Origin of the sequence: Enterobacter sp. 03-F-07-AD-ECC (assembly GCF_047530935.1) — a bacterium.
GTDB lineage: Bacteria > Pseudomonadota > Gammaproteobacteria > Enterobacterales > Enterobacteriaceae > Enterobacter > Enterobacter cloacae.
In genome coordinates this window covers 156,141-182,808 of record NZ_JBLKBZ010000007.1, presented here as the reverse complement: position 1 = coordinate 182,808, position 26,668 = coordinate 156,141, and the positions used below count along the sequence as shown (strand labels likewise).

Here is a 26,668-nt window from a genome sequence, read left to right as displayed (position 1 = left end):
CTGCGTTTTTTTATTCGGCAGCACAGGCCGCTTCAGGCTGTTTACGACCCGACATCATCACTAACAGCAGGCCAAGCGCGGCAATAATGGCCCCCATCACCGGCACAAAGCTGTATCCCAGACCACCTGAAATAACAGCACCACCCGCTGCGGCACCGAGCGCATTGCCCAGGTTGAACGCGCCAATATTCACCGACGATGAAAGACCCGGCGCCTCATGCGCGACGCGCATTACGCGCATCTGCAGCGGCGGAACCACGGCAAAGGTGGCCGCACCCCAGACGACCATCGCAATGGCCGCGCCATACTCATTACGCGCCAGCCAGGGAATGGCAATCATGATGACAATCAGCAGGGTCAGAAAACCCTTCAGCGTTCCGCTCACGGAGCGGTCAGCAAATTTCCCGCCCAGATAGTTACCCATCGAGAAGCCCACGCCAATCAGCACCAGCATCGCGGTAATAAAGATCGGCGTCGCGTGAGTGATGTCATGCAGCACCGGCGAAATATAGGTGTAAAGGGTAAACATCGCCCCGGCACCCAGTACGGTGGTGAGCAACGCAGAAAGGACCTGCGGGCGCATCAGTACCGACAGCTCTTTACGAACTTCAGGACGCTCACCAGTGCTGCCTTTCGGCAGGGAGAAGAACAACGCCACCATCGCGACAACGCCCAGTACGGCGGTTGCGAGGAACGACATACGCCAGCCAATGACCTCACCCAGCCAGGTGGCCGCAGGAACGCCGCCAATGTTGGCGATGGTCAGGCCCATAAACATGGTTGCCACGGCACTCGCCTGCTTATGTTTGGGCACCACGCTTGCCGCCACCACCGACCCCAGCCCAAAGAAAGCGCCGTGGTTAAGGCTTGTCAGGATACGTGACAGCATCAGCGTGGTGTAATCCGGCGAAATGGCGGAGAGCACGTTGCCAAGGGTAAAGATAGCCATCAGGAAAATCAGCGCATTGCGGCGCGCTCGGTGGGAAAGCAACAGCGTCATCAGCGGTGCCCCTACCATCACACCAATGGCATAGGCGCTGATTAACATCCCGGCTGCAGGGATAGAGACGTCCACACCGCGGGCGATAACCGGTAAGAGTCCCATAGGGGAAAATTCAGTGGTGCCAATCCCAAAAGCGCCAATCGCCAGGGCCAGCAGGGGAAAATTGATTTTCATGCGTCAACTCCGGATGCCGTGTCATGTGGTGACACAGAACAAAGAAGCCGAAAGCATGACATCAATCACAAAAAATGAGAAGTTAACAAATTGGCAAAAGATTTTTGCCGGAGATGTAACAATCAGGACGAGCGGGAGAGAGCGAACGCCCCCTCCGCGTAAATCAGTGCAGTGCAGCCGTCAGACCTGCAGCAACAATCAGCGCCAGCACAATAACGGTGGTGAACAGCGAAAACTTCAGATCGGAACTCATCAATTTTTCTCCTTTTAATCCCCCCACGAAAAGTGAGCTTGCTCATTTTTACACAATTTACGTCAAAAATCTTCCAGGATTTAAACGGATAACCACTTTAGCTCTTCCCCTTTTCATCAAGATAGGACAAAATTCCACGCTAAATTTATTAGCGTACCGGCCATTGACCCCCTCCTGACGTCCCGTGTCGTTTTCCTGGCGTGCCGCAATTCAAGATTGCGTGATAAGGGTGAGAGAAGGCAAACGTTTACCTTCAAGGTTTTCAGGAGTTTAGGATATGGTCTGGAGTGACATTTAATGGCAACAATTAAAGACGTAGCAAAACGCGCAAACGTTTCCACTACAACCGTATCACATGTAATTAACAAAACCCGCTTCGTGGCGGAAGAGACGCGCAACGCCGTCTGGGCGGCAATCAAAGAGCTGCACTACTCGCCGAGTGCCGTTGCGCGTAGCCTTAAAGTTAATCACACCAAATCCATTGGTTTGCTGGCGACCAGCAGTGAAGCGGCCTATTTTGCCGAAATCATCGAAGCGGTTGAGAAAAACTGCTTCCAGAAAGGCTATACCCTTATCCTCGGCAACGCGTGGAACAATATTGAAAAACAGCGCGCCTATCTGTCGATGATGGCGCAAAAACGCGTGGATGGCCTGCTGGTGATGTGTTCCGAATACCCGGAATCTGTCCTTTCTATGCTGGAAGAGTATCGTCATATCCCAATGGTGGTGATGGACTGGGGCGAAGCGCGCGCCGACTTTACCGACTCCGTCATCGATAACGCCTTCGAAGGCGGTTATATGGCGGGCCGCTATCTGATTGAACGCGGTCACCGTGAAATTGGCGTGATCCCGGGGCCGCTCGAGCGCAACACCGGTGCTGGCCGTCTGGCCGGGTTTATGAAGGCGATGGAAGAAGCGCTGATCACCGTGCCGGAAAACTGGATCGTGCAGGGCGACTTTGAACCGGAGTCTGGCTACCGCGCCATGCAGCAGATCGTTTCTCAGCCGCATCGTCCAACGGCGGTGTTCTGCGGCGGGGACATCATGGCGATGGGGGCCCTGTGTGCAGCCGATGAGCTGGGCCTGCGCGTGCCGCAGGATATTTCCGTGATCGGCTATGACAACGTGCGCAACGCGCGCTTCTTTACGCCTGCGCTGACCACCATCCACCAGCCGAAGGACTCCCTCGGTGAAACGGCCTTCAATATGCTGATGGACAGGATCGTCAACAAACGTGAAGAGTCGCAGTCCATTGAAGTTCACCCGCGCCTTATCGAGCGCCGTTCCGTTGCGGATGGTCCATTCCGCGACTACCGTCGTTAATCTCGTGTGGAGCCAGCTAAGCTGGCTCCCGTAGCCATTCCCGGTTAAGCGTTTCGCTGTCTCCCAGATAATCCAGTAGCCATGCCATGGCGGGCGACACATCATTTTGTTGCCACGTCAGGCAGCAGGCCGCATCCGGGAACGGATTCTCCAGCGTCAGCTCGACCCATTCACCGGTATCGATTCTCGGCTTAGCGAAATGGACGGGAACCATCGCGACGCACAGCCCGGCGCTGAGGCAGGTCGCGGAGGATTCCCAGTCCGGCGCTACCACCCGCCGCTGGTTATCAAGAAGCCAGGTAATACGTTTCGGCAACGAGCGCGAGGTATCCTCCAGCACCAGCGACGGCCAGTTGCGCAGCGTGTCGTCACTCAGCGGTCCCTCCAGGGCAGCCAGCGGATGATCGTGTGCCACGACGCATTTCCAGCTCAACATGCCCATATCGCGAAACGCATAGCGCCCCCCGACGGGGATCGCCTGGGTTGCGCCAATCGCCATCTCTGCCCTGCCGTCCGCCAGCGCGTCCCAGACCCCGTTGAATACCTCCTGCGAGACACGAAGTTCAACGTCTGAAAAATGGCGATAGAAATCCACGATCATCTGCCGGGTACGCTCTGGCTTAACGATATTGTCCACGGCGATGGAAAGATGTCCGCGCCAGCCGTTGGCGATCTGCTGGCACTGTTCTCGGGTGATCTGCATTTTTTTGATAACAGAACGCCCTTCTTTCAAAAACCACGCGCCAGCAGGCGTTAATTCCACATCGCGATGCCGCCGTTCGAACAGCGGAACCGCCAGCCACTCTTCAAGCTGCCGCACCGTGTAGCTGATAGCCGAAGGGACGCGGTGCAACTCCTGTGCCGCACCGCTAAAGCTACCGTTACGCGCGACAGCATCCACCACTTCAAGAGAATAATCTGACCACATTTTCTGCCTGCAAAAAATTTGAATGCAACCGCCAAATATTAGCGTTTCACAACCCGCTTTGCACTCCCTACACTCTGCGCCAGTGTCTACCTGCCTCCTCAAGGAGAATAAAACAATGCAACCCAGGAATGGATTTTTAGTCTGGCTCGGCGGTTTGAGCGTGCTAGGCTTTTTGGCCACCGATATGTACCTGCCCGCGTTTGCGGCGATGCAGGAAGATCTGCAAACGCCAGCCGCGGCCATCAGCGCCAGCCTGAGTTTGTTCCTCGCCGGATTTGCCATCGCACAGCTGCTCTGGGGCCCGCTCTCCGATCGCTTCGGGCGTAAACCGGTGTTGTTGCTGGGCCTGGCCATTTTTGCCGCAGGCTGTCTGGGAATGTTATGGGTACGCGATGCGACCTGGCTGCTGGTGCTGCGCTTTGTGCAGGCCGTCGGCGTCTGTGCCGCGGCGGTAACCTGGCAGGCTCTCGTGACCGACTACTACCCGGCCAACCGTACCAACCGCATTTTCGCCACAATTATGCCGCTGGTTGGCCTGTCACCCGCCCTCGCTCCCCTGCTGGGCAGCTGGATCCTCGCGCACTTTGACTGGCAGGCCATTTTTGCCACGCTGTTTGCCATCACCCTGGTACTGATGCTGCCAGCGTTTGCCCTCAAGCCCGCGCATAAAAAAGAGGCGCATGCTGACGCCAAACCGATCACGTTCCTCTCCCTGCTGAGCGCCAAAGCGTATCGTGGTAACGTCCTGGTCTATGCCGCCTGCTCGGCGAGCTTCTTCGCCTGGCTCACCGGCTCGCCGTTTATTCTGCACGATATGGGATACAGCCCGGCCGCCATTGGCCTGAGCTATGTCCCACAGACCATCGCCTTCCTGCTGGGCGGATATGGCTGCCGTGCGGCGCTGCAGAAATGGGAAGGCCAGCAGATGCTGCCCTGGCTGCTGGCGCTGTTTGCCTTGAGCGTGGGCGCGACCTGGGCCGTTGGGTTTATTCCAGGCGTCGGTCTGGCGGAGATTTTGATTCCGTTCTGCGTGATGGCGGTGGCTAACGGTGCCATTTACCCTATCGTGGTCGCACAGGCGTTACGTCCTTTCCCGCAGGCGACAGGACGCGCCGCGGCGCTGCAAAATACCCTGCAACTCGGCCTGTGCTTCCTGGCAAGCCTGGTGGTGTCAGCGCTGATTGCTACCCCGCTGTTAACTACCACCAGCGTGATGCTGGTCACCGTTGCGCTGGCAGTAATGGGTTATCGCATGCAATCCGCCGCACAGCGCGAGCTTGAGAACCACGCACAGGCGGAGACGTCGCACGCGTAATCACTGGGGAAAATATGTAACATTTCAGTGATTAGGTTGCTAAGAATTTTCTATTGAATCACCAAATTTTGAGGCCTATACTAAATTTGGTTCGATTAAATACGATAAATATTAAGTGTTAACGGGAGCCGGAGTGCTCCCGTTTTACCATGGAAGGCATTTCGGCAAGGGTTATCTCCCTTCCTCTGTTCTACGTCGGATACTAGCCTCGCGGTATTTACCGTGAGATTTCTCACAAACCATAAAAAGCGTCTACGCTGTTTGAAGGTTCTGATCACAGTAAGGTGATGGAGAAGCTATGAGTTCATCGTGTATAGAAGAAGTCAGCGTTCCGGACGATAACTGGTCCCGGATCGTCAGTGAACTGTTAGGTCGTGCAGGCATCACTATCAACGGATCTTCACCCTCCGATCCGCAGGTCAAACATCCCGATTTTTTTAAACGCGTACTGCGCGAGGGATCGTTAGGGCTGGGCGAAAGCTATATGGATGGCTGGTGGGATTGCGAGCGGCTGGATATTTTCTTTGCCAGCGTGTTGCGCGCCGGTCTGGAGAACCAGCTCCCCCGCAATATAAAAGATACGTTGCGCGTCGCCTCCGCCCGTTTGTTCAATCTGCAAAGCAAAAAACGGGCGTGGATCGTGGGCAAAGAGCACTACGACCTCGGTAACGATTTGTTCAGCCGCATGCTGGATCCCTTCATGCAATACTCCTGCGCCTACTGGAAAAAGGCGACAACCCTCGAAGAAGCCCAGCAGGATAAACTGCGTCTGATTAGCGAGAAACTGCAGCTGCAGCCCGGCATGCGTGTGCTGGATATCGGCTGTGGCTGGGGCGGTCTGGCGTATTTTATGGCGAAGCACTACGGCGTCAGCGTGGTCGGCGTAACCATTTCAGCCGAACAGCAAAAAATGGCCCGGGAGCGCTGCCAGGGTCTCGACGTTGATATCCGTCTGCAGGATTACCGCGACCTCAACGAGCAGTTTGATCGCATTGTTTCCGTGGGCATGTTTGAGCACGTGGGGCCGAAAAATTACGACACCTATTTTGAGGTGGTGGATCGTAATTTAAAACCCGACGGCATTTTCCTGCTGCACACCATAGGCTCTAAGCGCACGGACAATAACGTTGACCCGTGGATCAATAAATACATCTTTCCGAATGGCTGTTTGCCTTCCGTTCGCCAGATTGCCAACGCCAGCGAAAGCCACTTCATTATGGAAGACTGGCATAACTTTGGCGCGGATTACGACACCACGCTTATGGCGTGGCATGAACGTTTCCAGCAAGCGTGGCCTGAGATTGCAGACAACTATTCTGAACGATTTAAACGGATGTTCAGCTATTATCTGAATGCCTGCGCAGGTGCGTTCCGCGCGCGTGATATTCAGCTCTGGCAGGTGGTCTTCAGTCGCGGGATTGAACACGGCTTACGTGTGCCGCGCTAAAAAATAACCCCGGGTATCCGGGGTTATTTTTTTATTCTTCTTCGGTGGCCTTTATTATGGCCGCCTCTTTCGCCGCCAGCACACGCTCGACGGTATCTACGACCGCCTGGGTTTGCGGATCGATTTCGATATTCACACGCTGCCCCAGTTTTTTCGCCCCCAGCGTCGTACGCTGTAGCGTTTCCGGAATTAAATGCACGCAAAAACGCGTCGGCGTCACTTCTCCGACCGTCAGGCTAATCCCATCAATACCAATAAATCCTTTATACAGGATGTATTTCATTAATGACGGATCCTGCACTTTAAACCAGATTTGACGGTTATTTTCAGAGGTGACAATTTTCGCCACTTCGGCGGTGGTCATGATATGGCCCGACATCAGGTGGCCGCCAATTTCATCGCTGAACTTCGCCGCACGCTCTACGTTTACGGTATCGCCCACCACCAGTTCGCCCAGGTTGGTGATACGCAGCGTTTCTTTCATTAAATCAAAGCTAATCTGGTTGCCGTTAATTTCGGTCACCGTCAGGCAGCAGCCGTTATGCGCAACCGAGGCACCGGTTTCGATGCCATCCAGCATATATTCTGGCAGCTCAACGACGTGGGTACGGAAATTAGGTTTTTCATCAATGGACACCACTTTAGCGGTGCCCTGCACAATACCAGTAAACATGCTTACAACTCCTGTATTTTCCGGACGGTGGTGACACCGTTTAATCCCACCACAATAACAGTTGGAAATACAGGTTGCCAGAGCAGCGCATTTTCTGGCGATTTTTTCACTAGATTAATAGCTAAAGCCCGCTACAATAGCTGGCACCCCCTCTGCTTTTTCTTCTTGCTGCCAGTTACGGCGGCTTTTTTAGTCTCTCATATAACTACAAAATAAAGGTGTTCACGTGCAGAAGTACATGAATGAAGCGCGGCAGTTATTGGCACTGGCTATCCCGGTGATCATCGCGCAGGTGGCCCAGACCGCAATGGGATTTGTGGATACGGTGATGGCCGGTGGCTACAGCGCCACCGATATGGCCGCCGTGGCAATCGGAACCTCTATCTGGCTTCCGGCCATTCTCTTCGGTCACGGCCTGCTGCTGGCACTCACGCCGGTTATCGCCCAGCTGAATGGTTCCGGCCGACGTGAACGTATCGCCCATCAGGTGCGCCAGGGCTTTTGGCTGGCTGGATTTGTCTCCATACTGATTATGATCGTGCTCTGGAACGCCGGGCATATCATTCGCGCCATGCATAATATCGACCCGGCTCTGGCAGACAAAGCCGTGGGGTATCTGCGCGCCCTGCTCTGGGGTGTCCCGGGTTATCTCTTCTTCCAGGTGGCGCGTAACCAGTGCGAAGGCCTGGCAAAAACCAAGCCGGGGATGGTCATGGGCTTTATCGGTTTACTGGTCAACATTCCGGTGAACTATATCTTTATTTACGGCCATTTTGGTATGCCGGAGCTTGGCGGCGTAGGCTGTGGCGTGGCAACAGCGGCGGTGTACTGGGTGATGTTCTTTAGCATACTTACCTTTGTTAAACACGCCCGCTCCCTGCGTGATATCCGTAATGAGCGTTCGTTCAGCACGCCGGACTGGCACATTATGATGCGTCTGGTACAGCTTGGGCTGCCCATTGCACTGGCACTGTTCTTTGAAGTGACTCTGTTTGCCGTGGTCGCCCTGCTGGTGTCGCCGCTGGGCATTGTGAACGTGGCCGGACACCAGATTGCGCTGAACTTCAGCTCGCTGATGTTCGTCCTGCCGATGTCGCTGGCGGCCGCGGTCACCATCCGCGTCGGCTTTCGTCTGGGGCAAGGCTCAACCCTTGATGCACAAACGGCTGCGCGCACCGGGCTGGGCGTGGGTGTCTGTATGGCGGTCTGCACCGCGCTTTTCACCGTCGCACTGCGGGAGCAAATTGCCCTGCTCTATAATGGCAACCCGGAAGTGGTGATGCTGGCATCGCATCTGATGCTGCTGGCAGCGGTATACCAGATCTCTGACTCCATCCAGGTGATCGGCAGCGGCGTACTGCGTGGTTATAAAGATACCCGCTCCATCTTCTTTATTACCTTCATCGCCTACTGGGTGTTGGGTCTGCCGAGCGGTTACATTCTCGCGCTCACCGATCTGGTGGTGGATCGAATGGGGCCCGCCGGGTTCTGGATCGGCTTTATCATCGGTCTGACCTCTGCGGCTATCATGATGATGCTGCGTATGCGCTTCCTGCAACGTCAACCATCCACGGTAATTTTGCAACGCGCCGCACGTTAAATACACAGCAGCCGCCTGCTGGCGGCTACTTTCTCTTCACTTTGCGCGGTAATGAAGCAATCGCGTGAAATCAGAGAGAAAAATGCATTTTGCCTCTTGCCACTGCGGTGCTGTGCCGCTAATATTCGTCCCCGTTGTCACCGACAACACGTTGCGTTCATAGCTCAGTTGGTTAGAGCACCACCTTGACATGGTGGGGGTCGTTGGTTCGAGTCCAATTGAACGCACCATTCTGCGTCCGTAGCTCAGTTGGTTAGAGCACCACCTTGACATGGTGGGGGTCGGTGGTTCGAGTCCACTCGGACGCACCATTTCAGTCCTGAAATGGTGCAAATCCTCTTCTTGTAGTCTGAATAATCCCAATCGCCTGATTTTTTACGCTTTCTCCTGCTACGCTTTTTATATGACAAAAAAAGCAGGAACAGTGTCGATGAAAAAAATCGCCATTATCGGCTCCGGCCCCACAGGGATTTACACCTTTTACGCGCTCCTGAAGCATAAAACGCCACTGGCCGTTTCCATTTTCGAAAAAGCCGAGGAAGCGGGCGTGGGCATGCCCTATCGAATTGATGAAAACTCGCGTCTGATGCTGGCGAATATTGCCAGCATTGAAATCCCACCCGTTTTTATGACCTACCTCGACTGGTTAAAAGAGCAGAGTGCAGCCCATCTCGCCCGCTATCACGTCGATAAAGCTTCCCTGCACGACCGGCAGTTTCTGCCCCGAATCCTGCTGGGGGAATATTTTCGCGACAGTTTTCTCAGGGTGGTCAAAGAGGCCCGCAGGCTCGGATTTCAGGTCGATATCCATGAATCCGCCGAGGTGACGGATATCGCCACCGACAAAGACGGCGTTACGCTTTCGGTAAATAACAGCCGCTTACCTGAACGCTTCAATCTTGCCGTCATCGCCACCGGCCACGTCTGGCCTGATGAGGATGAGGCCACGCGCACCTTCTTCCCAAGCCCCTGGTCCGGGTTGATGGACGCCGACATTCCAGCCTGTCGGGTGGGGATTATGGGGACCTCATTAAGCGGACTGGACGCCGCCATGGCGGTTGTTATGCAGCATGGCGCCTTTGTTGATGACAAATTCGTTCTGGATAAAGGCAGCGAGGCGTTAAAAATAGTCCTCATGTCCCGGACAGGCATTCTGCCTGAGGCCGATTTTTACTGCCCTATTCCTTACGAGCCGCTGTCGGTATTAACTGAATTTGTCGTTGAGAATGAAATCGCCAAAGGGTCTGACGGCCTGCTGGATCGTATTTTTGCCCTGATGGTAAAAGAGCTGGAACTCGCCGACCCGGCATGGTGTGAGAAAATCGGGCTGCGCGCCCTGGATGCGGACACCCTTCGCGATGCCTGGTTTGAGGACCGCAAACAGCATGGCCCGTTTAGCTGGGCAGAAGCCAATCTGAATGAGGTCGAACGCAACAAACGTGAGCGGCGAACGGTGCCCTGGCGCTACACCGTGCTTCGGTTGCACGAGGTGGTTCAGGAGATCGTGCCGCATCTTAATGAGCAGGACCGGGAACGTTTCAAACAGGGACTGGCGCGGGTGTTTATCGACAACTACGCCGCCATTCCACCGCAGTCTATCCGTCGGCTGCTTGCGCTGCGCGAGGCCGGGATCATCAGCGTTGTCGCATTAGGTGATGATTACACGCTGGATGTCGGTCGTGCCCAGACGGCGATCGCGACTGAAGAAAACACCTATCTCTTTGACGTGTTTATTGATGCCCGCGGGCAAAAACCGCTGAAAACAGAGGATCTGCCTTTCCCGACACTGCGCAAACAGCTGCAGGCGACAGGCGACGAGATCCCTGATATTGGCGAGGATTACACGCTTAAAGCACCAGAAACGGTGCGCGGGAGAATCGCGTTTGGCGCGATACCGTGGCTGATGCACGATCATCCCTTCGTTCAGGGACTGGCCGAGTGTGCGGAGATTGCCGGGTCGATGGCGAAAGCGGCGGAAAAACCTGCTTCTGGGTTACGCAGGAGATTGCCGTATTTCGATAGCTGACAGGGCTTCCATGCCCTGATCGTCATTATTCGAAGAACACTTCCGGGTTCTCTGACAGAGAAACGAAGGTTTTCGTCGCTTTATCCAGCGCACGAATTTCACCGCTCTCAATGTCATACACCCAGCCGTGCAAGCGAAGGGCGTTATTGCGCAGACCCACAGCAACGGATGGATGAGTCTTGATGTTGCTCAGCTGCGCAAAGACGTTCTCCTGCACCATTGCATTCACTTTGTCGATCGGCTGATCCCAGCTTTTCTTCTCCACCACCGCTTTAGCGGCATCAGAATAACGCAGCCAGTGGGAGACGGCAGGCATCGGCTCGAGGTTCGCGTTATCCGCAATCGCCTTCATCGCCCCACAGTTGGAGTGACCGCAAATCACGATATCCGTCACGCCCAGCGCCACAACGGCATATTCGATGGTTGCGGAGACACCGCCCGGCTCTGGCCCGAACGGCGGCACAATGTTGCCAGCATTTCGAATGACAAAGAGCTGTCCTGGCTCTTGCTGAGTGACCAGTTCTGGTACCAGACGGCTGTCGGAGCATGAGATGAACAGCGCTTTGGGATTCTGGCTGGACGCTAAACTGCGGAAGAGCTCTTTACGTTGCGGGAAAATCTCTTTTTGAAAGTTGAGGAAACCTTCAATGATATGTTGCATAGCAATTTCTCTTTTATCTGTTGTAGTTTAGGTATGATCGGGATCACACTCATGAAGTTTACCCATCGTGCTTTACCTGAGACAAGCAATATATTTCTGGCCTGACCGCTGCACAATCTCATCCGCGTTTGCCGGGATGTTTTGTCCCTCAAAGGCACCGTACAGGCGGGCAAATTTTTTGCCTTCCAGAAGACCGGTAATCCGCTCAACGGTGCGGGCTGGCAGCGGCAGCATATTCGGGTAGCTCCACATAAACGAAACGGCGTCTTTTCCGGGCGTGACCTGAAGAATATCCCCCGCCAGCAATACGCCTTCGCCCTCCTGCCAGTGCAGCACCGTACCGCCTGCAAAATGTCCCCCCAGACGCAACAAGGTGACCGACGGAAATAGTTCCAGCGCATCCCCTTCCCAGAACTGAATGGCAGGACTGCCGCGCATGACCCACTCTCTGTCGCTGGCGTGCAGGTACACCGGTGCATTAAATACCGCAGCCCAGGTCTGCATGGTGGTGTAATAGTGTGGGTGCGAGATCGCAATCGCGCTGATGCCGCCGAGCGCGGTAATGAGCGTTTTGGTTGCCGGGTCGAGGTTGGCAATACAGTCCCAGAGAATATTGCCGTGTGGGGTACGTAAAAGCAGCGCGCGCTGGTTAATCGCAAAGGCAGGCACCGTTTTGATACTCAACAGCTGTGGCTCCAGTTGCTGCCATTTGTTGCTGTGGGTGGAAGTCACGGTAGCAAAGTCAATCCACGCCTGGCCGCTGTGCGGAACATACTGGCGTTCATCCTCGCAAATCGGGCATGTTTCCGGCGTGGCGTCATACGCAGTACCACAGGTTTTGCAGAGTGTCATCATATGCATTCCTCAGCCATAAAGCAGAGAGTATGGCAGGGATTATCCATATGTGCTGCGAGGTACATTGCTGGCCTTTTTTGCCCTATACTGTGCCAGTATCAAAAACTGAACAAAGCAGGTGCCACATGGAAATTGATCTCGAAAACCTGGTCTTTAACGGACTGGATGAAGCAGAAGAGCGTAATGCGGAACGTCTGGACGACGCAGATAAAAAAGCCCAGGCGATTGTTGCGGATGACGACTGCGGCGATGCCTGCAAGATCTGATGAAAAAGCACCGGTTAACCCGGTGCTTTTTTTATGTTACTTTTTCAGCCCGTCAATGGCCGCCTGCGCGCAGGCTTCATCAAGATGACCGCCCGGCGCACCGCCGATGCCAATCGCCCCGATCACCTCATCGCCCTCTTTCACCGGCAGGCCGCCCGCCAGCAGCAGGAAGCCCGGAATATCACGCATGTTTTGCGCGCCAGCGTTGCTCTGCGCCGCTTCCATCACTTTGCCTGAGGCATTCTTTGCGCTGAGCGCCGTCCAGGCTTTCATTTCGCTGGCTTTAACCGTATGAGGACCGGCATTGTCCGTACGCTGCACGGCTTTCACCACGCCCGCACGGTCAACCACGGTGACCGTCACCTGATAATTCTTTGCCGTACACGCCTGAATGGCGGACGTGGCCAGCGCATTCGCCTGCGCCAGCGAGAGACTCTTTTGGTTTAACGTATCGGCTTGTGCCGTCAGACTTACGCTACCTGCGGCCAGTGCCGCAACCATCATTAATTTTTTCATCGCACTTCCTCGCGTGTTGGGATACGTGGCAGAGCGTACCCCGCCGGGCGATGAAACATAATTCGGTTGAATACGCACTCAACCTGGTAGTTATACGGATTGCAATTTATCGTATTCGCGTATTGCCTGAACCAGACTGCCGACGCCAAGCTTGGTAAACGCCGCCGCGCGGTGCGCTTCCACCGTCCGTGGCGAGAGATTCAGCCGGGCGGCCACCTCTTTATTGCTGAGCCCTTTCATCAACTCCCCCAGCACCTCATGCTCCCGCGCGGTTAATTGTGCGAAGCGCGCTTTCACCCTGGAGGTTTCCTGCCAGCCGGCAAACCGGCGCTGGCTCTCCTCAAAGGCTAATCCTACCGTTTCAATAAGCTTATCGGCATCCAGCGGTTTGGTGAAAAACTCAAACACGCCGTTGCGAAATGCCCGACGACAGGCATCTACGGTCCCGTGCCCGGTCATGATGATCACCGGCAGCAGGGGCCAGGGCCATTTCCCCTCCTCAAGCCAGGTGAGCCCGCCTTTGCCCGGCATCCTCATATCCAGCAGCATGCAGCCTACCAGCTCTGTGTCCCGTGCATGGGCTGCGGTAAAGGCATCAACGCTTTCAAACGTCCTGACCGGCCACCCCATGCCCGAAAGCAAAAACGCCATCGACTCTCTGATGGATTCATCATCATCAATCAGCCAGATTGTGTTATCCAACCGTAGCCTCCTTTCCGTTTGCCAGTTGTAGCCGGATCTGTGCCCCGCCCTGCGGCGCATTGCCCAGCGTAATCGATCCATTCATACGCGTCATTAATGATTCCGTTAAGGTCATTCCCAGTCCAATGCCCTCTTCCCGGCCGCTGTAAAACGGCATAAAGGCATTTTGTAACGCCTCCGGGCTAAAGCCGGGCCCGCCGTCCGTCACGGTAATCTGAATGCCGCTCTCGGTTTTGTGGCTTTCAATCTTTACCCAGCCAGCAGGACTCGCCTGTTGGGCCTGAATCGCATTGCTGAGCAGATTATGCAGCACCTGCTCCAGCCAGAGCGGGTCGGCCAGCACGGTGGTGGCCCCGGGGGCAAACGCATGACTGACCGAGATATGTTCAGCCCTGCGCTCATGCTCAAGTAAGTTCACCACCTGTAGCCAGCATGCTGCCAGATCGGTTTCCCGCAGGGTGACTTTCTCCTTCACAACGTGCTCACGAAAACGGGTTAATAATGCGCTAATACGCTGCGTTTGTGTCAGCGCAGCCGACAGCGCCTGCGACACGGCCTGGCCGTTTTCCTGCTGTAACTGACGCTGCGCGCCCTGGATCCACGTCTGGACGGCGGTCAGCGGCTGGTTTATCTCATGCACAATACCTGCGGTGATCTCCCCCAGGGTATTGAGCCTGGCGTGCTGGTAATAGCGCGCCCTTTGCTCGGCGTCTTTACGCGCTTTACGCTGCCAGAGCACCACGTTTGCCAGCGCAATCACTATCCCCCAGCCGATAAACAGTAAAGGGTAAACAGACCAGGAGACGCCAAACCAGTCCGGCCGGGAATCCGCTTCAAGCGTAAAAGGTTGCGTATGTTGCGGGAAGGTGCGTTGCCAGTGCCAGAATGCGTCAGAGGGCCGTTCTTCTCCGGTCGGTATGAAGCGGATCCCAAGGTGGGTAAACGGATGATGCGCATTCAGAATCGGGCCGAGATCCACCCGCACGCGGATCTGACGCCAGGGGTTATAAAGCCAGTACTGCATCTCGTGGGCAGGCTCCACCCGCGCCGCATCCAGTGGGCGTCCCGTCGTTTTTTCCAGGGCGAGCAGATGGGGGAATTTTTTGCGCAGGGCGGCAATGTCTTCATCGCCATTCAGAAGCGGTAAGACCGATTCATTTTGCGTCAGGACCGCGCTTAATTCGGAGAATAACGCCGAGAACTCACGGTCTCGCTCCCAGAACTGACGGCGAATTTGTTCGGCGTAGAGCAGTACGCCGCTGAGCGTGCACGCTATCGCCCAAAGAACGATAGCGCGTTTCATCATGCTGTTGGTGGTCATTGCGTTAACAGGGGCAGTGGCGAATGCCGAGACCTTACCAGCTAACCCTGTTAAGAACAAAAAAACGTGGGGTCAGACCTCCGGCGTATGTTTAAAGCCAGTCAGCATGAGCATTACCCCGTCTGGTGATGAGGCTGGTTCAAACTGATAATGATTCCCCTGGCGATCGCCACCGATATACCACGAGATCTCGGTTTTCCCTTCCGCCAGCGCCTTACGCACGGCTTTATCCACGTCGACCATCCGGTATTCACGAACATGGTTCAGATAAAGCACGGCATCGGAACGGTAATTACAGGCCGGACGCGACGACCACTTCACGGTCGCAGGATCCCAGTCATTACTGGCCGGATAAAAGAAAATCTGATCAGCCCCATTGTTTTCTACCTTCCCACCGAAAATACGGATGCGGTATTTAAACAAGGACGGATCCTGCCCGGCGGGCAGCGGTGGGATATGGAATTTTACCAGGCTCAGCGTCTCGCTGTTTTTTGTGCGTCCACCGTTCTGCCAGTTATCTTCTACCAGTAACACCTGCGGTGAAGGCTGAGTGATGTTCGGTTCAAGACTGCTGAGCCAGACATTGGCCTTCGCCATAAAATAACCATAGGGCACGGTTGAACCACAATCCATACCGCGGTTCATGCAGCGTTCGGTCATAAAGCGGGCGGCATCGTCCGTCCAGCCGTTCATGAAATCGGCATGCGCCGTGTAGAGGCTACCCCAGCGTTCTTCACGTTCAGCCCCCTGCATCACCGGATCGAGCGACAGTTGCGCCTGACGGGTGTCCAGGCGGGTAATACCATGCAGCACGTAAGCCACATTCATATTAACCGTTGGAATTTTTACCGGGAACGCGCTCGGGCATTGGCCGTTAACGTCATACGTCGCATTGGCCAGACCGTGGTCGGGCTTCAGATTCACACCGTCCCAGCAGTTCGGAAATTGAATGCCAATATTAAACTGGACGGCATCGTTAGCTTTACGCAGCCCGCACACCTCCCCGATTTTGCTGCTATAGCCATTCCCGTTCGCGCATAAAAAGCTGATATGGGGGTTGGGCGTGCTGCCGTGATGATCCCCGGCGAGCAGCGACAGCCCGGCCGGGAACGGGTGCAAGGGATAGGCATCAACCTTCGAGGCCTGATAATAGGTTTTTTGGTAGGCCGGTTTGACCACCGTTCCGTCGGGTAATCTCAGAGAAGGCGCCCAGTAGGCAGAGCCGTCAGCCTTGTTATCACAGGTCGTCTCTTCATGCTGGCGCAAGGTTTCCCGGGTTGAAAAGGCATCGGTATGGGTATTGCCAAAGAAATCGTGCCACATGGCCTGGTTGGGCATACCAAACATCATGATGGCGTCATCGCCGAGGGTGTGGGAGTAACTGCAGACCACATGCGCCTGTGGCCCGGCATGGGCCGCCTGCATGGCAATCAGTAACGCGGTGGTTAAAAGGGCGGGCGTGAATACAGTCCGTTTCATCTTCATCTCCATCTGTAAAAGGAGATATTGGTAACAAAACGGTCTGCGTTAACCGAGGATTTCCCAGCGTATTTTTCCGCTCATCCACGCTTTACAGCATCGATGCACAGCTCATTCCAGTACATTTCGCGCGTGCGGCGCAGTTCAGCGTGGCGTTTTATCATGGAACCACTCCGGGTCAATGTTGGCCACGTCCACGCCATACAGACTGGCGACAGGTAGTATCGACTCAAGAACACGTTGCGCGCTGTTCTCCGCATTCGCGGGACGGGCCGCAAAAAACCGCCGTAACGTGCTTATCCACTTTTTCATCGTCTTTACCCCTCTCGCTTTACCTGACTTCAGTAAAACACGCCTCCATCAGGAAGGGGAAATAACAATAACGACAGTTGATATGCAGGATTTGAGTAACTCGCGAAACGCTGGTGCCTTACCCGGCCAGCGCCTTCACCACTGTCTCCATCGCCTGAGTGGTTAACTCGCTTCGTTTTACGCGCTGGTTCGCCAGCGCCGTACGCAGTACCCCGGCAATCACGATATGCTTGGGTTCCTGCCCTAAGTCACGCATCTCCAGAACGACCTTCCCTACCACCCGACACATCTCCTGGTACAGCTCTTCGTCTTTGGTCACATTGCCCATGGCGCTCCACTCCGTTGCCCTAAACCGTCAGCTTAAATGATCCCTCGCCCGGATACAAAAAAGAAGCCCGGCGAGAAACTCACCGGGCTTCCTAAGCTAAATCAGTTAATTAGTTATTTACCGGGATCACCGCGCCTTTGTACTTGGTGCGGATCCAGTCCTGAATCTCTTTGGAGTGCAGCACGTTCACCAGCGCAACGATATCTTTCTTCTTCTCGTCACCGCGATGCACGGTAATGATATTGGCATACGGGTTGTTTTCACCGCTCTCAACTGCAATCGGGTCGTGAACCGGATCCAGACCGGCGTCAATCGCGTAGTTGGCGTTGATCACAACCGCCGCGCCTTCATCGTTGTTATACATCTGCGGCAGCAGAGACGCTTCCACGTTAGGGGTGAACTGCAGCTTTTTCGGGTTCTCCACGATGTCGCTGATGCGCGCGGTCACTTTGTCGATGCCAGGCTTCAGCTTGATCACCCCTTCTTTTTCGAAGATAGAGAGAATACGCCCCTCTTCAGAAACGGCATCACGCATGATGATTTTGCCGCCTTCCGGCAGGTCTTTCAGCGACTTGTATTTTTTGGAGTAGATGCCGATGGGCTCGATGTGGATCGCGCCTGCGCTGACAAAATCATAATCCTTATCGCCTTCGTGATCTTTCAGCACGCTGTTCAGGTAAGGGATGTGCTGGAAGTAGTTCGCGTCAATGTCATGACCCGCCAGGGCAGTGTTGGGCAGAATGTAGTCCTGGAACGGTTTGATCTCCAGGTCGATACCCTGCTTCGCCAGAATCGGCTTCGCCTGCTCAAGAATTTCAGCATGTGGCGTATTCGACGCGCCCACGGTGAGGGTGTCAGCCCAGGAGGCAAAGCTCAGGACGCTGAGGGTTGCTGCGGCGATCAGTGTCAGTGTCTTTTTCATGATGATGGTTCCTGTGTGTATTTATTAGCGTTTATCTAACAGTGAGGTAATGATGTCGCCACAGAACTGGATAACAAAAACGATGATCAAAATGGTCACCGTTGCCACCAGCGTGACGTCACCATGGTTGCGCTGGAATCCTTCCAGATAAGCCAGATTTCCCAACCCACCGGCGCCAATCACCCCGGCCATTGCGCTGTAGCTCACCAGCGCAATCAGCGTCACCGTAATACCAGAAACCAGTGCGGGTGATGATTCCGGCAGTAAAACCCGAAACACTAAGGTGCTCAGTCGTGCCCCCATTGAGCGCGTTGCTTCTATGACCCCTTTGTCCACTTCACGCAGGGCGATCTCCACCAGACGGGCGTAGAACGGTGCGGCGCCCACAATCAGGGCAGGCAGTGCCGCGTTAGCTCCCAGGATGGTGCCAACAACGGTCTTGGTGAACGGGATCAGCAAAACAATCAGAATGATGAACGGGATAGAGCGGAACACGTTCACCACAATTGAAATGACGCTATAGACCGTGCGGTTGTGGAACAATCCGCCGCGGGCGGTTAAAAACAGCGCCAGACCCAGTACGATCCCCAGCACAAAGGTCGCCACACCGGAGAGCGCGGTCATGTACAGCGTCTCAAGCGTTGCCGCCCAGAGCTGATCCCACTTCAGATGCGGAAAGAGATTCTCAGCCATGTTTAATCACCTCGCCTTCAATATCGCTGTGCTTCAGGTCGGCGAGGATATTGTTCAGTTGTTCATCGGATGCCACCACGTGTACCCACAGCTGGCCAAACACGCCGTGCGCCGTCTGGGTCATTTTTCCGTGCAGAATGTTAAACGGCAGGCCGTAGCGCAGCGTCAATTCACCCACAATCGGTTTATGTGTGCTGTGCCCGGTGAAGGTCAGACGGATGACCGTCCCTTCCAGATCGTTTGCCAGCTCGGTATTAAAGGTCTCTTCCTCGGCGTACTGGCTCACCTGGCGGACAAACTGCTGCGTAATCGGCTGCCGCGGATGGGTAAAAACGCTCAGCACGTCGCCCTCTTCCACCACTTTACCGTTCTCCATCACCGCCACCCGGTCACAGATTTTGCGCACCACGTGCATCTCGTGGGTGATGAGGACGATGGTCAGCCTGAAACGACGGTTTATGTCCAGCAGCAGATCGAGGATCTGATCGGTGGTCTGTGGATCGAGCGCAGAGGTGGCTTCGTCACAGAGCAATACATCCGGGTTGTTCGCCAGCGCACGCGCAATGCCCACGCGCTGCTTTTGCCCGCCGCTCAGCTGCGACGGATACGCATTTTCACGGCCTTTCAGCCCGACCAGTTCCACCAGCTCGGCCACGCGGGCCTGAATCCTGGCCTTTGGCACCCCGGCGATCTGCATCGAAAAGGCAATGTTTTCCGCTACCGTTCGCGACCACAGCAGGTTGAAGTGCTGGAACACCATGCTGATCTTCAGACGCGCCTGTCGCAGCGCTTCCCCCTTTGCGGCAGAAATGTCCTGACCGTTAATGGTCACGCTGCCGCTGCTCGGTTTTTCCAGGCCATTTAACAGGCGGATAAGCGTACTTTTCCCCGCGCCGCTGTAGCCAATAATGCCGTATATCTGCCCCTGCTCAATCGTCAGATTGACGTTATCAACGGCCGTGAGCGCCACCTTGCCGTTGTCAAAGACCTTCGAAATATTGCTGAGAACAATCATTCTTATTCGTTATCCGTCCGCCCTGGCGGTTTAGAAGTATGGATGTCCAAACGATAGTAATCAGCCGTTACTTGCTTTTAAATGAACAAAAAAGCATGTGTTATAACCAGCGGGAATAAACACTGCCTGTCGCGGGCGGGACCCGTTTAGACCAATTTCAGCAATGTTTATCTGCACGATGCATATGTCAGGGGCGACCCACGCCAAAAACGCGCATTTTTTCAACATATCCTGTTGATATAGCCATCCTCACATCCGGAGCACTTTACGTCTTGCTATCCTGACATCCAAAAACACCATTTATATTCTTTTCTGTTCTAAAAAGCAGAGATTCGTTCTTTCTTGCGAAATTTTCACCGCCCTATCATCCCGTCATGACCTCCTGAAAGGAAAAAACCATGACGATTTACCACTCCGTCACTGAACTGATTGGCCATACACCGGTTATCCAGCTGCATAAACTGGACACCGGCCTCTGCTCGCTGTTTCTGAAACTGGAGAACCAGAACCCGGGTGGCTCTATAAAGGACCGCGTGGCGCTGTCGATGATTAATGAAGCGGAGCGCACCGGCCAGCTGCAGCCGGGCGGCACGATTATTGAGGCCACGGCGGGAAATACCGGCCTGGGTCTGGCCCTGATCGCCGCCCAGAAAGGCTATTCGCTGATCCTGGTGGTACCGGACAAAATGAGCCGCGAGAAAATCTTCCACCTTCGCGCGCTGGGTGCCCAGGTGGTACTGACGCGTTCGGACGTCAATAAGGGCCATCCCGCCTATTACCAGGATTACGCCCGGCGTCTGGCGAGTGAACTGCCCGGCGCGTTTTACATCGACCAGTTCAACAACGAAGCCAATCCGCTGGCGCACCGTACCACCACCGCGCCGGAGCTGTTTGAACAGCTTAACGGCAGGATCGACGCCATCGTGGTGGGCGTGGGGTCAGGCGGCACGCTGGGTGGCCTGCAGGCGTGGTTCGCCGAACACTCGCCGCACACGGAGTTTGTCCTCGCAGACCCGGCAGGATCGGTTCTGGCCGACCAGGTGGAAACCGGACGCTACCGCGACGCGGGCTCCTGGCTGGTTGAGGGAATTGGCGAAGACTTTATTCCGCCACTGGCCCACATTGACCGGGTGAATCGCGCCTGTCGCATCACCGACCGCGACGCGTTCGCCACCGCGCGCGAGCTGCTGAAAACGGAAGGCATTCTGGCTGGCTCCTCCAGCGGAACTCTGCTGGCAGCCGCGCTGAAGTATTGCCAGGCACAGACCACGCCGAAACGCGTGGTGACCTTCGCCTGCGACAGCGGCAACAAATACCTCTCAAAGATGTTCAACGATGACTGGATGCGCCAGCAGGGGCTGATGTCCCGCCCGCAGGCAGGCGATCTCTCTGACTACATTGCACTGCGCCACGACGAGGGCGCCACCGTCACCGCCGCCCCGGACGACACGCTTTCCACCGTACTGGCACGCATGCGCCTGTATGACATCTCGCAGTTGCCGGTGCTGGAGAACGGCAAGGTGGTGGGCATTATTGATGAGTGGGATCTGCTGCGCCACATTGGCGGCGACGGGGCTCGCTTTGCCCTCCCCGTCACGGCGGCCATGACGCAACAGGTGGAGATTCTCGATAAGCACGCGCCGGAAAGTGCCCTGCACGCCATCTTCGACCGCGGTCTGGTGGCGGTGATTAATGACAATGATCGTTTTCTGGGTCTGATCACCCGCAGCGATCTCCTCACCGCCTGGCGCAACCGTCTACAGCAATAAGGAAACAAGAATGAAAAATCTCGCCACGCTCAGCGTACACAGCGGCCAGGTTAACGATCAACACGGCGCGGTCATGCCGCCCATTTACGCCACCTCGACGTTTGCGCAACCGTCGCCCGGGGAGCATACCGGCTACGAATATTCCCGTAGCGGCAATCCTACCCGCCATGCGCTGGAAACCGCCATCGCCGAACTGGAAGGCGGCACGCGCGGCTATGCTTTTGCCTCCGGTCTGGCCGCCATTTCCACCGTACTGGAGCTGCTGGATAAAGACAGCCATATCGTCGCCATTGATGACGTGTATGGCGGCACCTACCGTCTGATTGAAAACGTGCGTAAGCGCAGCACCGGGCTGCGGGTCAGTTGGGTAAAGCCCGACGATCTGGCCGCGCTGGAAGCCGCCATTGGTCCCCAAACGCGCATGATCTGGGTGGAGACGCCGACTAATCCGCTGCTGAAACTGGCCGACCTGGCAGCCATCGGGGCCATTGCCCGCCGCCATAACGTGATAAGCGTGGCGGATAACACCTTCGCCTCCCCGGTCATTCACCGTCCGCTGGAGCTGGGTTTTGATATCGTGGTGCACTCCGCCACCAAATACCTGAACGGCCATTCCGACGTAGTAGCCGGGCTGGCGGTGGTGGGCGATAACCCGGCGCTGGCGGAACGGTTGGGTTATCTGCAAAACGCCATCGGCGGCGTGCTCGATCCCTTCAGCAGTTTTCTGACGCTGCGCGGAATGCGTACCCTGGCTCTGCGGATGGAAAAGCACAGCAGCAACGCGCTGGCGATTGCGCAATGGCTTGCGCAGCAGCCGCAGGTCGAAAAGGTGTTCTATCCGGGGCTGGATTCGCACCCGCACTATCAGCTCGCCCGCAGGCAAATGGCGCTGCCGGGCGGGATGATTTCCGTCGTGGTGAAAGGTGATGCGCAACGTGCGACGGAGGTGATCCGCAAGCTGAAGCTGTTCACCCTCGCAGAAAGTCTCGGCGGTGTGGAAAGCCTGGTGAGCCAGCCCTACAGCATGACCCACGCCTCAATCCCGCGCGAGCAGCGTCTGGCTAACGGCATTGTGCCGCAGCTGATCCGCCTGTCCGTGGGGATCGAAGAGGCAGACGATCTGATTGCCGATCTGAGTCAGGCGCTGGAAAAATAAGCAAAAGGCGGCAGGCCCCTCGCCTGCCGCCATAAGATGTCATTATGCCTTAACGCATTGATAACAATATTATGTGAAACTGCACAGATTATTTCTGAAACACCGTTTCCATTTTCCTTTTATCTTAAAATCAGCGTATAATGCGCGCTAAATCCCTGGTGAATGGTTTCAGCGCTTGGAATACAAAAAACAACGTACAACTTCTCCTATCCTTCGTTGGGCTGTCACTCAGGCACACTTTCTTCTGCACGCTCATTTGATGTCTCCTATCCTTAGTGCGTGTCATATACTCTTTTGCAACACAGGTTTGACTCCGCGGCGGTGCGCCCCCGGAGCGAGATTTCCATATCCTTCCCAACTTAAAGACTAAGACTGTCATGAAAAAGACGAAAATTGTTTGTACCATCGGCCCGAAAACCGAATCTGAAGAGATGCTGACCAAAATGCTGGACGCCGGCATGAACGTTATGCGTCTGAACTTCTCTCACGGTGACTACGCTGAACATGGTCAGCGTATCCAGAACTTGCGCAACGTCATGAGCAAGACCGGTAAAAAAGCCGCCATCCTGCTGGATACCAAAGGTCCTGAAATCCGCACCATCAAACTGGAAGGTGGTAACGACGTCTCCCTGAAAGCGGGCCAGACCTTCACCTTCACCACTGACAAGTCTGTGGTCGGTAACAGCGAAATCGTTGCGGTAACCTATGAAGGCTTCACCAGCGATCTGTCTGTGGGTAACACCGTGCTGGTAGACGATGGTCTGATCGGAATGGAAGTGACCGCCATCGAAGGCAACAAAGTCATCTGTAAAGTGCTGAACAACGGCGACCTGGGCGAAAACAAAGGCGTTAACCTGCCAGGCGTTTCCATCGCGCTGCCAGCACTGGCTGAAAAAGACAAGCAAGACCTGATCTTCGGCTGCGAGCAAGGCGTTGATTTCGTTGCTGCCTCCTTCATCCGTAAACGTTCCGACGTGGTTGAAATCCGTGAGCACCTGAAAGCGCACGGCGGCGAGAAGATCCAGATCATCTCCAAAATCGAAAACCAGGAAGGCCTGAACAACTTCGACGAAATCCTCGAAGCGTCTGACGGTATCATGGTTGCGCGTGGCGACCTGGGTGTTGAAATCCCGGTTGAAGAAGTGATCTTCGCGCAGAAGATGATGATCGAGAAATGTGTCCGCGCACGTAAAGTGGTTATCACTGCCACCCAGATGCTGGACTCCATGATCAAAAACCCACGTCCAACCCGCGCAGAAGCAGGCGACGTGGCGAACGCCATCCTCGACGGTACTGATGCCGTCATGCTGTCTGGCGAATCCGCAAAAGGTAAATATCCGCTGGAAGCGGTGTCCATCATGGCCACCATCTGCGAACGTACTGACCGCGTGATGACCAGCCGTCTGGACTTCAACAACGACAGCCGCAAACTGCGCATCACTGAAGCGGTCTGCCGCGGTGCGGTAGAAACGGCTGAGAAGCTGGAAGCGCCACTGATCGTGGTTGCAACGCAGGGCGGTAAATCTGCGCGTGCCGTACGTAAATACTTCCCGGATGCTACTATCCTGGCGCTGACCACCAATGAAACCACTGCGCGTCAGCTGGTGCTGAGCAAAGGTGTTGTTGCGCACCTGGTGAAAGAGATCGCCTCTACTGACGATTTCTATATTCAGGGTAAAGAACTGGCGCTGGAAAGCGGCCTGGCACAGAAAGGCGACGTGGTGGTAATGGTCTCGGGTGCACTGGTACCGAGTGGTACAACCAATACCGCCTCTGTTCACGTGCTGTAATAATGTTCAAACGAATTAGTTTTTGATAAAAAGCGTCCTTCGGGGCGCTTTTTTTATTCGTGGTATTAGCCAACTCTATTCAAAAAGCAAATCGGGTTTTTCTATTTAATCGCGATTTATGTAAGATGAATCCGATGAAAAATGCCTTTTTTAACATAGCTTTTTCGACAAAAATGCCGAATTCGTTGCTTCTTTGAGCGAACGATCAAAAATAGGCGTATTCCCATCAAAAAAATATTCTCAACCCAAAAAAGTTTGTGTAATACTTGTAACGCTACATGGAGATTAACTCAATCTAGAGGGTATTAATAATGAATCGTACTAAACTGGTACTGGGCGCGGTAATCCTGGGTTCTACTCTGCTGGCAGGTTGCTCCAGCAACGCTAAAATCGATCAGCTGTCTTCTGACGTTCAGACTCTGAACGCTAAAGTTGACCAGCTGAGCAACGACGTGAACGCAATGCGTTCCGACGTTCAGGCTGCTAAAGACGACGCAGCTCGCGCTAACCAGCGTCTGGACAACCAGGCTACTAAATACCGTAAGTAATAGTACCTGTTAATAAAATGGCGCACATTGTGCGCCATTTTTTTTGCCTGCGTCAAACCCCCTACTGCGTCACCTTCTCGCCATCCTCTTCCGTTACCGCAGCAGAGACACGGCTGTTCTGCACGGACTGCACGTTGTTGCTGGCCGACGGGCCGTTAGCCGCCGATACGGCGACCGGGATCCCCGCCCGGCGCGACAAGGCTTTATCAATAAGCGCTTTGTCACTTCCTGCCTGAGAAACAAACGAGGCAAAGTCAGCGGAATGGGTAATAGGTGTAATCTGCGGGTTTTCTCCCTCCACCTGCGCCAGCGGACGATGCACTTCAATATAGCGTTTGCCATCCGGCTCGACGGAGAACTTCACCGGCTCATTAATAATCTGCACCCGTGTGCCGACCCGCACCTGTTCGAACAGGGCTTTAATGTCCGGGGCATTCATGCGCATACAGCCTGAACTCACCCGCAGACCAACGCTGTCCGGCGCACTGGTACCGTGGATGAGATATTCCCCATTGCCCACGCCTAAACGCAGTGCAAAGCGCCCCAGCGGGTTATTTGGCCCGGCGGGTACGACCGGCGGCAATTTAATGCCCTGTTCCAGAGAGCGCGCTCTGATGCCCGGCGTCGGGGTCCAGGTTGGATTAGGGATCTTCTGGCTCACGCGGGTCGTCGTGACCGGCGTCTCCAGCCCCAGCTGTCCAATCCCCAGCGGGAAGACCTGGACGATATTCCCCCCCGGCGGATAGTAGTAAAGCCGTAACTCGGCCAGGTTCACCACAATACCTTCGCGTGGCGTGTCCGGAAGCAGCATCTGGGATGGAATGGTAATCACCGTTCCCGGCGCAGGGTTTACCGGCGCAATGGTATTATTGGTTTCAAGGATGAGCTGTGCCGCAGTATTAAACCGACGTGCGATGGTCTGAAGTTTGGTATCCCCTTCCTGTATTGTGTAGGTTTGATTTTGCCCAATCAGACGGCTGCCTGCGGGCGGTAACGGATAATCCATCGCACTGGCCGAATTAAGAGCGCCGAGCGAACCAAGGAGTAAGAGTGTTATTAGAGACGCGCGCTTCATGCTGAGATTCCTTATTCACTGACAGAACGCCAGAAAGCTGAAAAACCAGCGAGGCGGGAACCACCTCGCGAAACAGAATGAATGCTGTCCTGTAAGTCTAGCTAATGATTGCAGCTTTGGCGCGGATGGCGCGAATCATCGCTTCCAGCCCCTGGGAGCGGGACGGGGTGAGGTGTTGGGTCAGGGCCATTTTTTCAAACCACGGGCGCACATCAAAGGCGACAATATCCTGCGCGGACATCTGGTGGTAGAGAATAAAGACCACGGCGATAAGCCCTTTCACAATCGCGGCATCGCTGTCGCCGTGCAATTCAATCGTACCGTCGCCCTTTTGCTCCATCACAATCCACACCTGGCTCTGGCAGCCCTGAATAATATTATCCGGGTTATGCGCCGCTTCACTGAGCGGCGGCAAACGCTGCCCCAGCTCAATAATATAGAGATACTTCTCTTCCCAGTTTGCGCAACGTCCGAAGTTACGCAGTAATTTATCTTTGTCCGGCAACTCTGCCATTGTT

The 26,668-nt window shown here is 55.1% G+C and carries 27 protein-coding genes and 2 tRNA genes; 12 read left to right on the top strand and 17 right to left on the bottom strand.

Annotated features, from left to right (window positions below; translation table 11 throughout):
* Nucleotides 1-10: 10 nt before the first annotated feature.
* Nucleotides 11-1,177, bottom strand: coding sequence for an MFS transporter (locus ACMWKA_RS13355; RefSeq protein ID WP_262819416.1), 1,167 nt, complete (start codon nt 1,175-1,177; stop codon nt 11-13).
* Nucleotides 1,178-1,340: 163 nt separating this feature from the next.
* On the bottom strand, nt 1,341-1,430 hold the full coding sequence (locus ACMWKA_RS13350) for a YnhF family membrane protein (protein ID WP_020688313.1): 90 nt from the start codon (nt 1,428-1,430) through the stop codon (nt 1,341-1,343).
* Between the two features lie 297 nt (nt 1,431-1,727).
* On the opposite strand from ACMWKA_RS13350, the gene purR reads away from it, so the two are divergent.
* The gene (gene purR, locus ACMWKA_RS13345) at nt 1,728-2,753 is read left to right on the top strand and encodes an HTH-type transcriptional repressor PurR (protein ID WP_013096929.1); all 1,026 of its coding nucleotides are present in this window, start codon (nt 1,728-1,730) and stop codon (nt 2,751-2,753) included.
* A gap of 16 nt (nt 2,754-2,769) precedes the next feature.
* Here the strand turns inward: purR and punR are convergent, their stop codons facing one another.
* The gene (gene punR / locus ACMWKA_RS13340; protein ID WP_013096930.1) at nt 2,770-3,681 is read right to left on the bottom strand and encodes a DNA-binding transcriptional activator PunR; all 912 of its coding nucleotides are present in this window, start codon (nt 3,679-3,681) and stop codon (nt 2,770-2,772) included.
* A 115-nt stretch (nt 3,682-3,796) separates the two neighbouring features.
* Here punR and punC point away from each other — a divergent pair, with 115 nt between their 5' ends.
* Together punC and cfa are read left to right on the top strand one after the other, a co-directional pair.
* Nucleotides 3,797-4,996, top strand: coding sequence for a purine nucleoside transporter PunC (gene punC / locus ACMWKA_RS13335; RefSeq protein WP_038980360.1), 1,200 nt, complete (start codon nt 3,797-3,799; stop codon nt 4,994-4,996).
* Nucleotides 4,997-5,294: 298 nt separating this feature from the next.
* Nucleotides 5,295-6,443, top strand: a complete 1,149-nt coding sequence (cfa, locus tag ACMWKA_RS13330) for a cyclopropane fatty acyl phospholipid synthase (protein WP_013096932.1) — start codon at nt 5,295-5,297, stop codon at nt 6,441-6,443.
* A 31-nt stretch (nt 6,444-6,474) separates the two neighbouring features.
* Here the strand turns inward: cfa and ACMWKA_RS13325 are convergent, their stop codons facing one another.
* Nucleotides 6,475-7,116: a riboflavin synthase gene (locus ACMWKA_RS13325; RefSeq protein ID WP_013096933.1), complete on the bottom strand. Its 642-nt coding sequence runs from the start codon at nt 7,114-7,116 to the stop codon at nt 6,475-6,477.
* 226 nt (nt 7,117-7,342) lie between these two features.
* On the opposite strand from ACMWKA_RS13325, the gene mdtK reads away from it, so the two are divergent.
* The 4 genes from mdtK to ACMWKA_RS13305 all read left to right on the top strand — a co-directional run bounded on the left by mdtK (nt 7,343) and on the right by ACMWKA_RS13305 (nt 10,742).
* Nucleotides 7,343-8,716: an MdtK family multidrug efflux MATE transporter gene (gene mdtK, locus ACMWKA_RS13320; RefSeq protein WP_414760320.1), complete on the top strand. Its 1,374-nt coding sequence runs from the start codon at nt 7,343-7,345 to the stop codon at nt 8,714-8,716.
* A gap of 153 nt (nt 8,717-8,869) precedes the next feature.
* Nucleotides 8,870-8,946 (top strand) — tRNA-Val (locus ACMWKA_RS13315).
* A gap of 4 nt (nt 8,947-8,950) precedes the next feature.
* Nucleotides 8,951-9,027: transfer RNA gene (locus tag ACMWKA_RS13310), tRNA-Val, on the top strand.
* A gap of 119 nt (nt 9,028-9,146) precedes the next feature.
* Nucleotides 9,147-10,742 carry an FAD-NAD(P)-binding protein gene (locus ACMWKA_RS13305; protein ID WP_129327504.1) on the top strand — a complete coding sequence of 532 codons (1,596 nt, stop codon included), beginning with the start codon at nt 9,147-9,149 and terminating at the stop codon, nt 10,740-10,742.
* A gap of 25 nt (nt 10,743-10,767) precedes the next feature.
* Here the strand turns inward: ACMWKA_RS13305 and ACMWKA_RS13300 are convergent, their stop codons facing one another.
* Entirely contained in the window at nt 10,768-11,403 is a 636-nt protein-coding gene (locus ACMWKA_RS13300; protein ID WP_013096936.1) for a carbonic anhydrase, read from the bottom strand.
* Between the two features lie 72 nt (nt 11,404-11,475).
* Nucleotides 11,476-12,258, bottom strand: a complete 783-nt coding sequence (locus tag ACMWKA_RS13295; protein ID WP_058660879.1) for a hypothetical protein — start codon at nt 12,256-12,258, stop codon at nt 11,476-11,478.
* A 125-nt stretch (nt 12,259-12,383) separates the two neighbouring features.
* Here ACMWKA_RS13295 and ACMWKA_RS13290 point away from each other — a divergent pair, with 125 nt between their 5' ends.
* Nucleotides 12,384-12,524, top strand: coding sequence for a hypothetical protein (locus tag ACMWKA_RS13290; protein ID WP_013096938.1), 141 nt, complete (start codon nt 12,384-12,386; stop codon nt 12,522-12,524).
* A 36-nt stretch (nt 12,525-12,560) separates the two neighbouring features.
* Here ACMWKA_RS13290 and ACMWKA_RS13285 read toward each other — a convergent pair whose 3' ends face one another.
* From ACMWKA_RS13285 to ACMWKA_RS13245, 9 genes are all read right to left on the bottom strand, one after another.
* The gene (locus tag ACMWKA_RS13285) at nt 12,561-13,040 is read right to left on the bottom strand and encodes a GlcG/HbpS family heme-binding protein (protein WP_029883877.1); all 480 of its coding nucleotides are present in this window, start codon (nt 13,038-13,040) and stop codon (nt 12,561-12,563) included.
* Between the two features lie 90 nt (nt 13,041-13,130).
* Nucleotides 13,131-13,742, bottom strand: coding sequence for a response regulator transcription factor (locus ACMWKA_RS13280; protein ID WP_013096940.1), 612 nt, complete (start codon nt 13,740-13,742; stop codon nt 13,131-13,133).
* Complete coding sequence (locus ACMWKA_RS13275) at nt 13,735-15,063, bottom strand: sensor histidine kinase (RefSeq protein WP_414760319.1); 1,329 nt, start codon at nt 15,061-15,063, stop codon at nt 13,735-13,737. The genes ACMWKA_RS13280 and ACMWKA_RS13275 overlap by 8 nt, the downstream gene beginning before the upstream one ends.
* A gap of 72 nt (nt 15,064-15,135) precedes the next feature.
* On the bottom strand, nt 15,136-16,542 hold the full coding sequence (locus ACMWKA_RS13270) for a DUF1996 domain-containing protein (protein WP_414760318.1): 1,407 nt from the start codon (nt 16,540-16,542) through the stop codon (nt 15,136-15,138).
* 144 nt (nt 16,543-16,686) lie between these two features.
* Nucleotides 16,687-16,854, bottom strand: coding sequence for a hypothetical protein (locus tag ACMWKA_RS13265; RefSeq protein ID WP_032666818.1), 168 nt, complete (start codon nt 16,852-16,854; stop codon nt 16,687-16,689).
* Nucleotides 16,855-16,972: 118 nt separating this feature from the next.
* A complete protein-coding gene (fumD, locus tag ACMWKA_RS13260) occupies nt 16,973-17,182 on the bottom strand; it encodes a fumarate hydratase FumD (RefSeq protein ID WP_013096944.1) in 210 nt (69 codons plus the stop codon).
* A 109-nt stretch (nt 17,183-17,291) separates the two neighbouring features.
* Nucleotides 17,292-18,104: a MetQ/NlpA family ABC transporter substrate-binding protein gene (locus ACMWKA_RS13255; RefSeq protein WP_129327508.1), complete on the bottom strand. Its 813-nt coding sequence runs from the start codon at nt 18,102-18,104 to the stop codon at nt 17,292-17,294.
* A 24-nt stretch (nt 18,105-18,128) separates the two neighbouring features.
* The gene (locus tag ACMWKA_RS13250; RefSeq protein ID WP_013096946.1) at nt 18,129-18,797 is read right to left on the bottom strand and encodes a methionine ABC transporter permease; all 669 of its coding nucleotides are present in this window, start codon (nt 18,795-18,797) and stop codon (nt 18,129-18,131) included.
* Nucleotides 18,790-19,812, bottom strand: a complete 1,023-nt coding sequence (locus ACMWKA_RS13245; protein WP_151347598.1) for a methionine ABC transporter ATP-binding protein — start codon at nt 19,810-19,812, stop codon at nt 18,790-18,792. The genes ACMWKA_RS13250 and ACMWKA_RS13245 overlap by 8 nt, the downstream gene beginning before the upstream one ends.
* Nucleotides 19,813-20,210: 398 nt before the next feature.
* Between ACMWKA_RS13245 and ACMWKA_RS13240 the strand changes: the two genes are divergently transcribed.
* The 4 genes from ACMWKA_RS13240 (at nt 20,211) to lpp (ending at nt 25,075) form a co-directional block, all read left to right on the top strand.
* Entirely contained in the window at nt 20,211-21,581 is a 1,371-nt protein-coding gene (locus ACMWKA_RS13240) for a pyridoxal-phosphate dependent enzyme (RefSeq protein WP_414760317.1), read from the top strand.
* Between the two features lie 10 nt (nt 21,582-21,591).
* Entirely contained in the window at nt 21,592-22,737 is a 1,146-nt protein-coding gene (locus ACMWKA_RS13235; RefSeq protein WP_029883873.1) for a trans-sulfuration enzyme family protein, read from the top strand.
* A 377-nt stretch (nt 22,738-23,114) separates the two neighbouring features.
* Nucleotides 23,115-24,527 carry a pyruvate kinase PykF gene (pykF, locus tag ACMWKA_RS13230; protein ID WP_013096950.1) on the top strand — a complete coding sequence of 471 codons (1,413 nt, stop codon included), beginning with the start codon at nt 23,115-23,117 and terminating at the stop codon, nt 24,525-24,527.
* 311 nt (nt 24,528-24,838) lie between these two features.
* Nucleotides 24,839-25,075 carry a murein lipoprotein Lpp gene (gene lpp, locus ACMWKA_RS13225; protein ID WP_001082307.1) on the top strand — a complete coding sequence of 79 codons (237 nt, stop codon included), beginning with the start codon at nt 24,839-24,841 and terminating at the stop codon, nt 25,073-25,075.
* 61 nt (nt 25,076-25,136) lie between these two features.
* Here lpp and ldtE read toward each other — a convergent pair whose 3' ends face one another.
* Both ldtE and sufE read right to left on the bottom strand, forming a co-directional pair.
* Nucleotides 25,137-26,150, bottom strand: a complete 1,014-nt coding sequence (ldtE, locus tag ACMWKA_RS13220) for a L,D-transpeptidase LdtE (protein WP_023620680.1) — start codon at nt 26,148-26,150, stop codon at nt 25,137-25,139.
* Nucleotides 26,151-26,247: 97 nt separating this feature from the next.
* Nucleotides 26,248-26,664 (bottom strand): cysteine desulfuration protein SufE, encoded by a 417-nt coding sequence (gene sufE, locus ACMWKA_RS13215; protein WP_013096952.1) that lies wholly within the window; start codon nt 26,662-26,664, stop codon nt 26,248-26,250.
* Nucleotides 26,665-26,668: the final 4 nt, after the last annotated feature.